At 40.1% G+C, this 12,419-nt stretch carries 11 protein-coding genes; all 11 read right to left on the bottom strand.

Annotated features, from left to right (window positions below):
- Positions 1-6: 6 nt before the first annotated feature.
- Positions 7-276, bottom strand: coding sequence for a K+/H+ antiporter subunit F (locus PTRA_RS05055; protein WP_011327697.1), 270 nt, complete (start codon positions 274-276; stop codon positions 7-9).
- Positions 270-806 (bottom strand): Na+/H+ antiporter subunit E, encoded by a 537-nt coding sequence (locus PTRA_RS05050; protein ID WP_058372929.1) that lies wholly within the window; start codon positions 804-806, stop codon positions 270-272. The genes PTRA_RS05055 and PTRA_RS05050 overlap by 7 nt, the downstream gene beginning before the upstream one ends.
- The gene (locus PTRA_RS05045; RefSeq protein WP_058372928.1) at positions 806-2,323 is read right to left on the bottom strand and encodes a monovalent cation/H+ antiporter subunit D; all 1,518 of its coding nucleotides are present in this window, start codon (positions 2,321-2,323) and stop codon (positions 806-808) included. The genes PTRA_RS05050 and PTRA_RS05045 overlap by 1 nt, the downstream gene beginning before the upstream one ends.
- Positions 2,320-2,667: a Na+/H+ antiporter subunit C gene (locus PTRA_RS05040; RefSeq protein ID WP_058372927.1), complete on the bottom strand. Its 348-nt coding sequence runs from the start codon at positions 2,665-2,667 to the stop codon at positions 2,320-2,322. Before PTRA_RS05040 ends, PTRA_RS05045 begins: the two co-directional genes overlap by 4 nt.
- A complete protein-coding gene (locus tag PTRA_RS05035; protein WP_058372926.1) occupies positions 2,667-5,459 on the bottom strand; it encodes a monovalent cation/H+ antiporter subunit A in 2,793 nt (930 codons plus the stop codon). Before PTRA_RS05035 ends, PTRA_RS05040 begins: the two co-directional genes overlap by 1 nt.
- Positions 5,460-5,715: 256 nt before the next feature.
- Positions 5,716-6,891, bottom strand: coding sequence for a hypothetical protein (locus PTRA_RS05030; protein ID WP_099046587.1), 1,176 nt, complete (start codon positions 6,889-6,891; stop codon positions 5,716-5,718).
- Positions 6,875-7,753, bottom strand: coding sequence for a lipoprotein NlpI (gene nlpI / locus PTRA_RS05025; protein WP_058372925.1), 879 nt, complete (start codon positions 7,751-7,753; stop codon positions 6,875-6,877). The genes PTRA_RS05030 and nlpI overlap by 17 nt, the downstream gene beginning before the upstream one ends.
- A gap of 254 nt (positions 7,754-8,007) precedes the next feature.
- Positions 8,008-10,134 (bottom strand): polyribonucleotide nucleotidyltransferase, encoded by a 2,127-nt coding sequence (gene pnp / locus PTRA_RS05020; RefSeq protein WP_058372924.1) that lies wholly within the window; start codon positions 10,132-10,134, stop codon positions 8,008-8,010.
- Positions 10,135-10,484: 350 nt separating this feature from the next.
- Positions 10,485-10,754, bottom strand: coding sequence for a 30S ribosomal protein S15 (gene rpsO / locus PTRA_RS05015; protein ID WP_011327689.1), 270 nt, complete (start codon positions 10,752-10,754; stop codon positions 10,485-10,487).
- A 154-nt stretch (positions 10,755-10,908) separates the two neighbouring features.
- Complete coding sequence (gene truB, locus PTRA_RS05010; protein ID WP_058372923.1) at positions 10,909-11,868, bottom strand: tRNA pseudouridine(55) synthase TruB; 960 nt, start codon at positions 11,866-11,868, stop codon at positions 10,909-10,911.
- Positions 11,852-12,346 carry a 30S ribosome-binding factor RbfA gene (gene rbfA / locus PTRA_RS05005; RefSeq protein ID WP_058372922.1) on the bottom strand — a complete coding sequence of 165 codons (495 nt, stop codon included), beginning with the start codon at positions 12,344-12,346 and terminating at the stop codon, positions 11,852-11,854. The genes truB and rbfA overlap by 17 nt, the downstream gene beginning before the upstream one ends.
- Between the last annotated feature and the right edge of the window lie 73 nt (positions 12,347-12,419).

Here is a 12,419-nt window from a genome sequence, read left to right as displayed (position 1 = left end):
TATACCTTATTCGATTATATCGCCGCGAAGTAAATACTTACATAATGCTACTGTGCTTATAAAGCCTAGCATTGCAATTAATAAAGCCGCTTCAAAGTACAACCCCGTGCTCATACTTATACTGTATAAAATAATCAGCGCAATCACGTTTATATACATAGTATCGAGCGCTAAAATACGATCGGGAACCGATGGACCAATTACCAAACGCCATAAATTTAACAATAGCGCTAATCCAATCATGCTAAATACAATTAATAATACGGTTTCTAACATTGAAATATCTCCTTTAAGGGAGCCTCATAACGCTCTTTTATTTGTTTAATAAGTGCTTGCTCGTCTTTAAGATCAAGTACATGAATAAGCAAATAACGCTGTGTTGGTTGCTCACCTTTATTAAGTGATTCTAAAATAGGATATACCTCAGCGCTCACAGTGCCTGGGGTGAGTGACACGCAGCTTGCCAAAATAGTAATCGGCATTTCATGAGTTAAATCTACGGGTACTTTAACAAATGCTGGGCGCATGTTTTTACTTGGCCCAAGTATTAATACAGCCACTTGTAAATTAGCCACTATAATATCGTACAGTACAATAAAAACCTGTTTAAAGGCTAATCCGGGCCTTAAAATTAGCGGCTGAGGATCGCGAAACGATATAGTAAATAACGGAATAATAATCGCGAATATAGCCGCTAATACTAAGTGCCCTGCAGACACACTGTTATTTAATAACAGCCAAACTATAAACAAAAACACACTACGAAATGGCGTAGGTAATAATCTAAAACGTGCTTTTAGTCGCATTAAACACCTCCTTTAAGCACAGCATTAATACCACCACTTATGTCGTGTAATTGGGTTGCGGCCTTTATGGTGTATTCACTAATAGCACCACCAAAAACAACTAGCATTACAGAGCAAATAAGTAACCCTACAATAGCAATTACTTGCAATGGATGTGCATTTGGAGCGTCATTTGGCTCACTACCTGTGTACTTGCCTTCCCAAAACAAACTGGTTCCGGCGCGTGCTAGTGCAATAATTAACACTAAACTGGTAATTAAGTAAGCAGGCCAAAACACCATTGCATTTTCGCTATTAAGTGTTGTTTTTAAAATCCAAATTTTACCCACAAAGCCTGAAAATGGCGGCATGCCTATTACAGTTAATGCTGCAATAATAAATAACGTGCCTAATAAAAACGGCTGTTTTACCACTCTACCCGCTACCAATCTGTCGCCAACTTTACCGCGTTGAATAGAGATTATATCGGCGAGTAAAAATAATGCCGCACATACCAACGTTGAGTGTACTAAATAATATAACAGCGCAGCCGTAGCGTTTATGTTTTGTAACGACACTAAAGCCACCAAAGTACCCACCGACACCAGTACTAAATTAGCTGTAATTTTACGTAAGTCCTGAGCGGCTAACACCCCAATCGCCCCTACAACTATCGTTGCAATTGCTAAGCCCCACAACCAAGTTTGCGCCATATGTTCAAGTTCGCCAGCTTGCTCACCAAACATAACCGTATAAACGCGTAGCATGGCGTACACACCTACTTTGGTCATAATCGCAAATAGCGCAGCAACAACTGGGGCCGCACTTGAATAGGTATTTGGTAACCATAAGTGCAGTGGCAATAACGCACTTTTTAAAGCAAATACTACTAATAATAATAGTCCACCGGCTTTAGCTAAATAAACATCGTCGCCAGTAAGTAAAGATATTTTTTGCGCCATATCGGCAATATTTAGCGTGCCTAGTACACCGTATAAAATACCTAAACCAATTAAAAACGCACTTGAGCCTACTAAGTTTAAAATAACATAGTGCAATGCAGCTTTGGTTTTTTGCTTGCCACCACCGTGCATAAGCAAGGCATAAGAGGCAATAAGTAGCACTTCAAAAAATACAAATACGTTAAATAAATCGCCAGTTAAAAATGCACCATTTACACCTAAAATTAAAAAGTGAATTAGTGGATGAAAAAAACTGCCGTGTTCATCATCGCCTGCACATCCGTACAGCACAACCATGACGCCTAAAAATGAAGTAAGTGCCACCAATAAACTAGAGAGCATATCGGCAACAAGTACAATACCAAACGGTGCTGACCAGTTACCTATTGCGTATACGTTAATACCTTCGTTGTGTACGGTTATCAGTAATAAAACACTCACTACAAATGTAATAATAGCCATTACGCTTGAAGCCAAACGACGGGCAAATAAGTTTTTACCACACGGTGGTAATAGTAAAATAATAGCTGCTAGCATAGGCAGCAATACAGGAAGCGATGTTAAATGCTGGATCATTTTCTCACCTTGTACTTACTTTTAACAAGGTGACCATCAACATGGTCATTACCTAAATCTGCACGGCCACGTATTGCTAATATAACCACAAAGGCGGTCATTGCAAAACCAATTACAATGGCTGTTAACACTAAAGCTTGCGGCAGTGGATCGGCGTAATCTGCGCCTGTACCTAATACAACAGCTTTATTTGTGGTTAGTCGACCCGATGAAAATAAAAACAAGTTAACTGCGTAAGAAATCATAGTTAGCCCAAGCACAACCGGAAAAGTACGTGCTCTTAGCAGTAAAAACACACCGCAACTAATTAATACACCCACGCACGACGCGTATAATAACTCCATTAAACATCACCTTCTTTTTGCTCTGCACTTGTGGTCATATCACCTAAGCTTGCTAATATCATCAACGTGGCACCCACTACGGTTAAGTACACACCAAGGTCAAACACAATGGCACTTGCTAACTCTGTTTTACCAATAAATGGAATGTCAAAATAGTCAAACCACGTGGTTAAAAATGGCTTATCAAAAAACCAACTGCCCACACCCGTAAACATAGCAATAGCGATACCCGAGGCAATAATTTTTCGATAATTAACATCAAAGCGCTCACTGATCCAAGTGGAGCCATGTGCCATATACTGCAAAATAAAGGCGATAGAAGTAACAAGCCCGGCAATGAAGCCGCCACCCGGTAAATTATGACCACGTAAGAAAATATACGCCGACACTAACAGTGCAAGCGGGAGTAAACTTTGTGAAATACTGGCTAATAAAATAGGGTGGCGCTCGCGTGCCCATGAACGACCATCACTGTCGGTTGCCGGCATAAACAATGGAATTCGCGATAAAAGCTTAAATATTCCTAGTGCTGCAATACCCAATACGGTAATTTCGCCAAGCGTATCAAAGCCCCTAAAATCAACTAAAATAACGTTAACTACATTGGTACCGCCACCACCCGTTTTGGCATTGGCAATAAAAAAGTCAGAAATAGAATCAAGCGGACGAGTAAGTAAAGCGTAACAAATACTGGCTATAACCACGCCCACTGTAGAGGCAATACTTAAATCACGTAATATACGCAATGAGCTTGATTCTCTTGGTGTGCTTTGCGGTAAGAAAAACAATGCCAACATAAGTAGTATTATTGTCGCCACTTCTACCGTTAATTGCGTTAAGGCTAAGTCTGGTGCCGAAAAGCGGGTAAACACCACAGCTACCATTAGTCCCACAATAGATACCATTAACAAAGCGACCATACGCGATCTATGGCTGATCACTGTGGCAATAGCACCTACAATTAACAAGCTAGCACCTATACCGTTGTGTAAATCAACCGGTGTATTTGGCACACTTCCCGCTAGTTTTTGCATTTCAAATAACGGCCAACCAGCAGCTAATAAAATAACGCCCAGCATAATAAATACATAGCGTTGCAGTGAGCCATTTTCTGTTTTGTTTATTTTATCTTGGCTCCAATCAATTACGCATTGTACTAAATTATCAAACATTTTTTTAGCGTTTAGCGGCGGTAAAGACGCTTGAAATTGAAACAGATGTTTACGGTTAACATAAATAAACAAGCCGCCAGCAACTGCCATGGCACTCATTAATAACGGTAAATTAAAGCCATGCCAAATGCTCAGCTGATACTCTGGCATTGCTTTGCCCAGCACTGCTAATGAGGCTGCCGATAAAATACCATCAACTACAAAGTGCGGAAACATGCCAACAAGTAAACACAACACCACTAATATTTCGATGGGTACGCGCATATAACGAGGCGGCTCGTGTGGTGTACGCGGTAAATCTATTGGGTCGCCATTAAAAAACACATCGTGAATAAAGCGCGCCGAATAAGCCACGGCAAATGCACCTGCAATGGTTGCTAAAACGGGGATTAACCACGACATAGAGCCAAGCACTTGCTGATGCAGTGTTTCGGCAAAAAACATTTCTTTTGAAATAAAGCCATTAAGCAAAGGGACACCCGCCATTGCCGCAGCGGCAACCATAGCAAGCGTTGCTGTGTAGGGCATAAAGCGCCACATACCATTGAGTTTACGCATATCGCGCGTACCTGTTTCATGGTCAATAATACCGGTGGCCATAAACAGTGACGCTTTAAAGGTAGCGTGATTAATAATATGAAAAATAGCGGCAACGGTAGCAAGTTCGGTATCTAGGCCAAGCAATAGCGTAATTAAACCTAAATGACTTATTGTTGAATACGCTAATAAGCCTTTTAAATCGTGCTTAAATAAAGCCACGTATGCGCCAAATAACAAAGTAATTAAACCTGTTAAGGCAACTAATATAAACCACATTTCGGTGCCCGCTAAGGCCGGATAAAAGCGCGCTAACAAAAATATACCCGCTTTAACCATGGTCGCCGAATGTAAATAGGCGCTCACTGGTGTTGGCGCGGCCATGGCATGAGGTAGCCAAAAGTGAAACGGAAATTGAGCCGATTTAGTAAATGCACCTAATAACACTAAAACCAGTGCAAGCTCGTATAAATCGTGCGATTGAATAATTGCTCTGCTGGCTAAAATTATATCAAGGTTATAACTGCCAACAATGTCGCCAATTAACAGTAACCCACCAAGTAGCGCTAAACCACCGGCTCCGGTAACTGTAAGCGCCATGCGTGCGCCCTTGCGTGCTTCTGACTTATGCCACCAATAACTAATTAATAAAAACGAACTTATACTGGTTAGTTCCCAAAACACCCATAGCTGAATAACATTATTAGACATAACAATACCAAGCATTGCGGTCATAAATAACATTAAGTAGCTATATAACTTTGCCATTGAGTCGTTATTACTTAAATAATAACGAGAATATAAAATAACCAGTAAGCCTATGCCCAAAATCATAAATATAAACAGTAAACTTAGACCGTCTAAACGCAGGGAGAAATCGAGCCCTAAACTTGGGATCCAAGCAGCACTAAAGCGAATAGTTTCACCGGCAAGTACCGCAGGCGCATGATATAGGGTTATGCAAAGTGCGGTTAAAGGTGCAAGCATAGTTAAGCTTGTCGCTTGGTTTCGCGTTAGTTTGCCTGTAAATGCAGAAATAACACTGCCAATTAAGGATAGCAGGGGTATCCAGAGCAAAGTCATAGTAAAGGACCTTTTAAAATCATAAATTTATCAATACGCTATTTGTTATAGTTAATTACCAAAGTGACTTGGACATTAGCTTTTGTGGTCTGCTTTTTTAACAGCATTAATACGTATAGTTATACTGATAAACGCCGATTTTGTCTATAGAAAGCGCCTCTAGCTGCATAATTATCAAGCAAATTTATATATAAATTAATGCAACAATATCAACTATGTTCGCTTTTCATACGCCTTAGAGTAAAGACTTTAAAATTTAGCGTGGCGTTGTTGAGCGTTCCATGAAGGAGTTAAAACGAGGAAATAATGTAAAATGGGTATCTATGTGTGTTTGCCACAACGCCCTATATTGCGCTGAGAGAGTTAACTGCTGATATTGCATAATAGACCAAGCTTCACTGGGTTTATAAGCTACGCTCCCTTGCTGGCAGCTCTGGCTTTTATACCAACCTACTGGTGGGGTAGCTTCGCTACTTGCTAAAAACAAATTAGGTGCCACAAATCCACTTTGCGCGCACAGCCAAGCTTGCTTCGTTTTTGGTAGCGCGTATTCATCCTCAAAACCATTAAAGTGCATTAGTTCGTGTAAAAACACTTGGTAACCTGCTTTTGAATTTAATTGCATAATGCCACTGCGCACATTTGCACTCCCCTGCTCGGGCATCATTACTATAAAGTCAAAATCAGTAGGAAGCTGTTTTTTTAGCCTAGCGGTTTTCCAATCGCACTGCGCCATTTTATTTGCTGCATTACTACAATTAATAGCACCGCCAACATAAATAGGTTGCGATAAACAAAATACCCCAGCACCGGGCTCAGGGCGCTTATTATATTGCTTTATAAGTTTAGCGAGTTTATACAACCCGCTACGGTGATCGCTCATCATTAACACGTTAAACAAGCATTGCTCATCCGCTTTAATCTCTGAACTCAATGATAAAAAACCAAGGCGCTGCATAAACGCTGCAGGTACGCTGCTATAAGGCTTAGTTGTTTGCAGTTTAAGATGATTTAATACATCTCCCTCAGGCAATAACCCCTGCTTTGCCAATAAATTAAGATCGTCCCATTGAGACTGAGCCAATAACGCCATCGCTAATGCTTGGCGTTTTGATTCACTCATAGTATGGGTGTTTTTTTGCCAAAATAACTTTGCAGTCTCGGTATGGTTATTTTTTAATAATTTAAGTGAATACCTGTATTGCGCGGCAGGTATTTTATTTCGCGCTAATAAAGCGAGCGCAATATCAGGGAGTTGCTGTAAATGCAGAGAAAAATAATCAGGATATTGCCAATAACTTTGTATTATATTGGCCTTGGCATTTAAAACCTGCCAAAAGCCAATACTATTAGCGTGATTACTGGAGCCACTAATAAATAGGCTGCACAGTAATACTACCGCTAGTTTATAACGCTTAGCTTGCGTCAACACCTGTCATCAGCTCAAGTTCTAATCGCGCATATTTATATTCAATAAACTCATGCACGTTGGTAGCCAGTGCCAGCTTAAAATAATCAGCGGCTAAATTAATATTACCTGCAGCTTGATGCGATTTTGCTAAATAAAAGTAAGCCTCGCATAATCGCTGTGCGTATTCTTGCTCTGATTTAACCCCATCACTAATAACAGATAAAAAGTCATGTTCGCTAATATCGCCCAAGTAAAGCGCAATTAACTGATACGCCCATTGCGATTCATCAAGTGCTTTAGCGTTGATTTTAAGCGCACTAAGTGCTTTAACGTTATCATCTTGTGCTTGCGCTAAATAAAGCCATAACACACGGTAAGGATCGTTTGGAGAGCGCGCTAAAAACTCATTAAAATCGTTTTGTGCAAGCTCTGCTCTGTCGCCATAGTACAGTGCAATACCACGATTTAAATACGCATATTCATGTTCTTCGTTAAGCTCAAGGGCTGAATCAAAAAGCTCATAGGCTTTTTCATACTGCTGCATTAAGGTGTGTTGAATACCTAAAAAATTATACACCTCGGCTAAATCTGGTTTTAATTTAACAGCCCGATTAAAGTCAATTCGCGACAAGGTGGTCATGCCTAAACTGTCAAATAATACACCCCGATCATAATAAAGCTTTGCTTGTTGTTCAGGGCTTAGATCTACTCTATTTAGTAGCTCTGAATAACGTGCAATAGCAATTTCACTTCTAAAATCAGAAGCGAGAGGCGCAGTAAAAGGCACATTAACAATCGGCATTGACTCAGCTTTTGAAGTGCTTTGGCACGCGCTTAAAGACAAAATAGTAAAAGATGCCAAGGCTAAATGTTTGAGTGTCATTAAAATCCTTAATACCAAGGTAAATAGCAAATAAATAAGACATGCAATGTCTAGTAAGGTTCATATTAACTGCGTTTAGCAAATAAATTATTTAACGCTTTAAAATAATGATATCCGCTCAACTTAAGCGCTTAAAATAATCAACATTAAATTCAACTGCTATAAGCAGTTAGTTTCATTAAAGCATAAAAAAAGGGGCTAAACAGCCCCTTTTTATATTATCCAGTAAATATAACCGGATTAAGTATTAGCAATTATGCGTCAGTTGTCGCATCAGCTGCAGGTGCTGCAGATTCCATTGCTTCTTTAATACTTAGACGTACACGGCCTTGGCGGTCTACTTCTAGTACTTTAACTTTAACTTCTTGACCTTCAGAAAGGTGATCAGTCACGTTATTAACACGCTCAGTACTAATTTGCGAAATATGTACTAGACCATCTTTGCCAGGAAGAATATTTACAAACGCACCAAAATCAACAATACGTACAACTTTACCTTCGTAGATAGTACCTACTTCAAGCTCAGCAGTTAATTGCTCAATGCGGCTAATTGCATTTGCTGCGCTTTCGCCGTCAGTTGCTGCAATTTTGATTGTGCCATCATCACCGATTTCAATCGTTGTGCCCGTTTCTTCAGTAAGTTGACGAATTGTTGCGCCACCTTTACCAATAACTTCAGCGATTTTCTTCTGTGGGATCTTCATAGTGTAAATACGTGGAGCAAACGGAGAAAGCTCTTCAGACGGTGCAGAAATTGCTTTGTCCATCACTTCTAAGATATGTAAACGTGCAGCTTTTGCTTGTTTAAGCGCAATTTGCATGATTTCTTGAGTGATACCTTCAATCTTAATGTCCATTTGTAGTGCTGTAATACCGCCAGCAGTACCCGCAACTTTAAAGTCCATGTCGCCTAAGTGATCTTCATCACCTAAGATGTCAGAAAGAACAACGAATTTTTCGTCTTCTTTAACTAGACCCATCGCAATACCCGCAACAGACGCTTTAATTGGTACACCAGCATTCATAAGTGCAAGTGAAGTACCACACACAGAAGCCATTGAAGATGAACCGTTTGATTCAGTGATTTCAGATACTACACGGATTGAATATGGGAATTCAGTCAATGTTGGCATTACCGCTGCAATACCACGCTTAGCAAGGTTACCATGGCCGATTTCACGACGCTTAGGAGAACCAACAAAACCCGTTTCGCCTACACAAAATGGAGGGAAGTTGTAGTTAAGCATAAAGTGGTTTTTGTGCGTGCCAGTTAAATCGTCGATTAACTGTGAATCACGTTCTGTACCAAGTGTAGCTGTTACAAGTGCTTGAGTTTCGCCACGAGTAAAGATAGCAGAACCGTGAGTACGCGGTAATACGCCAGTCATTACGTCAAGTGCACGAATCATATCTGGTTCACGACCATCGATACGTTTTTCGCCAGCAGCGATACGGCCACGAACGATTTTCTTCTCAAGTGAACCGAAGATTTTACCAACTTCTTGCTTATCTAACGACTCGCCTTCAGCAAGTTCGCTTGTTAATACAGCAACAACTTCATCTTTAGCTACGCCAAGTGCTTCTTTACGCGCTACTTTATCAGTAATGCGGTAAGCTTCGCCCACTTTATCAGCAGCAATAGAGGCTACTTTTTCTTCAAGTGATACGTTTTTAGCTGGTGCAGTCCAATCCCAAGTAGGCTTGCCTGCTTCTGCTTTAAATTCTTTAATTGCTGTGATGATCGATTGAGCTTGCTCATGACCATAAACAACCGCACCTAGCATAATGTCTTCTGCAAGTACGTCTGCTTCTGACTCAACCATTAATACTGCGTTATCAGTACCAGCAACAACTAAGTCTAGCTTGCTTTCTTCTAGCTCTTTTAGTGTTGGGTTAAGTACGTATTCGCCGTCGATGTAACCAACGCGAGTAGCACCAATTGGGCCACTGAACGGAATACCAGAGATAGCAAGTGCAGCTGAAGTACCAATTAACGCAACCATATCTGGTTGAATTTCAGGGTTAACAGAAACAACAGTAGCAATAACTTGTACTTCGTTTACAAAACCACTTGGGAAAAGTGGACGAATTGGACGGTCAATAAGACGTGCAATAAGTGTTTCGCCATCGTTAGGACGACCTTCGCGCTTTAAGAAACCACCAGGAATACGACCAGCAGCGTACATACGCTCTTGGTAGTTAACTGTTAGTGGGAAAAAGTCTTGGCCAGGTTGCGCTTCACGTTTACCAACAACAGTAACAAGTACTGAAGTGTCGCCAATGCTTGCAAGTACAGCGCCGTCTGCTTGACGAGCGATTGCACCAGTTTCTAATGTCACTGTGTGTTGACCTAGTTGAAATTCTTTAATAATTGCTTGCACTTAAAATATTCCTTAAATGTTTTAAAATGTTTTTAAGTTGTCATCTAAGTACCAATTACAGTACATAATTGTATTTATTTTAAAATCAATTAAGTACTACAATTGGCGATGACGTAAATAAACGTAACTAAACCTTTTTAGCTACGCGCATAGTATATACCAAAGCGCCGTTAGAATGCGAGCCTAGCTATTAGATAAAAGCTAGGCCTTATGAGGACTAAAAATGACGACCTTTGCTTACCTATTAAATGGAGGTTTTATTTTATAATTCAAGATGTTTATAAAACGTTGTGCTGAATTTCAGGCACAAAAAAAGGAGCTAAAAAGCTCCTTTTTTGATAATCAAGTGCTTAGCGACGTAGGCCAAGTTCTTTGATTAACGCAGTATAACGCGTGATGTCTTTACCTTTAAGGTAATCAAGCAATTTACGACGTTGGCTAACTTTGCGAAGCAGACCACGACGTGAATGGAAGTCATGCTTGTGATCAGCAAAGTGACCTTGAAGCTTGTTGATATCAAAAGTAAGTAATGCTACTTGTACTTCAGGTGAACCAGTGTCGCCTTCAGCACGTGCGAATTTAGCAATGATATCGATTTTTTCTTGATTGCTTAGTGACATAATAACTCCAAAAATTAAATTTAAAAGGTGCTTTAGCCGATCACTAATTCAGCCAAAACGATTAAGCGGGCGTATTCTACCAATTGTACAAATAACTACAAGTTAATTATCCCATCAATATAAATAAGCTGCTGAAAATATTTAAAGCAACTATTTACTCGGGTTTTACATAATCATCTTGTTGGCTGGCCAAGCCACGTTTAACTTTTAAATGACCGCTGGCATTACGCTCGCCTGTGCCAATAAAAATACCGTCAGCTACAACCTTAATTGCGCCTTCTGGCAAATCTATATCAAGGTCTATTGCTTGGCCGTGACTAAAAATACTGCCCTGATCTTTACTTATTTCAACAACCGGTAAATCAACTAAAGCGGTATCGAGTGGCAATAACAGCGCGTCTAAATAAGTAGAAGGTGCAACTTCTTCGTCTTTAGCTTTTGCTAATAACGCTTCAATTTCATCTAGCGACACCATTTTTTCTGCAGGGTATTGACCAACCGCAGTACGGTGTAGCATAACAACGTGCGCGCCACAGCCTAGCTTTTCACCTAAGTCGTCAACAATAGTACGAATGTAGGTGCCTTTAGATACATGCGCCGTCATTTGTATTACGTTATTCACTTCATCAAATTCGTCAAACGTTAAGCTAAACACGTTTATTTTTCTGCATTTACGTGGTACTTCAATACCCTCGCGTGCATACTTATATAAGGGTCTACCTTGATACTTAAGCGCCGAGTACATTGACGGATACTGATCTGACTCACCAACAAAAGCGGCAATTTCTTTAATCAGCTGCTCACGCGTTACATTTACATCTTTGGTACTAACAATTTCACCATCAGAATCTGATGTCGTCGTTCTCTCGCCTAATTTAGCGCGTACAACATAGGTTTTGTCTGTATCGAGTAAAAACTGCGTAAATTTGGTTGCCTCACCAAAACAAATAGGCAGCATACCGGTTGCCAATGGATCTAGAGCACCTGTGTGCCCCGCCTTTTGTGCAAAGTACACACCTTTTGTTTGCTGTAGTGCTTTATTTGATGAAATACCAATTGGTTTGTTTAACAACAAAATACCGTCAACTGGACGGCCTTTACTGCGCTTTGCCATCTGTATTAGTGCCTTCTTCGCTATCTGTATCTACGTGATTAGTCTCATCTTCGCTGTTAGTTACGTCATCTTCATGATCAGTGCTATCTTCAACATCTGTTTCATCTGCAACATGTTTAGCGTTGTCTTCGCGAATAATTGAATCAACTAAGTTAGATATACGCATACCTTCCATTAGTGAGTTATCAACTAAAAACTTTAACTCAGGCATAATACGTGCACGAATACGCTTACCTAGTAACGAGCGAATATAACCAGTCGCTTCGTTAAGTACGTTTGCACTTTGCTTTGCTGCATTATCATCTTGCGTATTAAATACCGTAATAAATATTTTCGCATAAGATAAATCGCGCGATACTTCTACCGCTGACACTGTCACCATACCTAAGCGTGGATCTTTTATTTCGCGTTGTAAAATTACCGCAATTTCTTTTTGAATTTGCTGAGCAACACGATCAGTACGAGAAAATTCTCTCATTGCATTTGTCCTAAAATCATAACCTATTGGAATATAATAATAAGTTAATTAAATAATGGATACACAAATGGGG

The organism is Pseudoalteromonas translucida KMM 520 (assembly GCF_001465295.1).
In the GTDB taxonomy this organism is placed as follows: Bacteria; Pseudomonadota; Gammaproteobacteria; order Enterobacterales; family Alteromonadaceae; genus Pseudoalteromonas; species Pseudoalteromonas translucida.
Note: the sequence above shows the minus strand (reverse complement) of the source record. Positions and strands in the feature narration are given on the sequence as shown.

Bases quoted from the DNA above. Each gene is read 5' to 3' on its own strand.
- PTRA_RS05055 (WP_011327697.1), bottom strand. From the start codon at position 276: ATGTTAGAAACCGTATTATTAATTGTATTTAGCATGATTGGATTAGCG.
- PTRA_RS05050 (WP_058372929.1), bottom strand. From the start codon at position 806: ATGCGACTAAAAGCACGTTTTAGATTATTACCTACGCCATTTCGTAGT.
- PTRA_RS05045 (WP_058372928.1), bottom strand. From the start codon at position 2,323: ATGATCCAGCATTTAACATCGCTTCCTGTATTGCTGCCTATGCTAGCA.
- PTRA_RS05040 (WP_058372927.1), bottom strand. From the start codon at position 2,667: ATGGAGTTATTATACGCGTCGTGCGTGGGTGTATTAATTAGTTGCGGT.
- PTRA_RS05035 (WP_058372926.1), bottom strand. From the start codon at position 5,459: ATGACTTTGCTCTGGATACCCCTGCTATCCTTAATTGGCAGTGTTATT.
- nlpI (WP_058372925.1), bottom strand. From the start codon at position 7,753: ATGACACTCAAACATTTAGCCTTGGCATCTTTTACTATTTTGTCTTTA.
- rpsO (WP_011327689.1), bottom strand. From the start codon at position 10,754: ATGTCACTAAGCAATCAAGAAAAAATCGATATCATTGCTAAATTCGCA.
- truB (WP_058372923.1), bottom strand. From the start codon at position 11,868: ATGGCAAAGCGCAGTAAAGGCCGTCCAGTTGACGGTATTTTGTTGTTA.
- rbfA (WP_058372922.1), bottom strand. From the start codon at position 12,346: ATGAGAGAATTTTCTCGTACTGATCGTGTTGCTCAGCAAATTCAAAAA.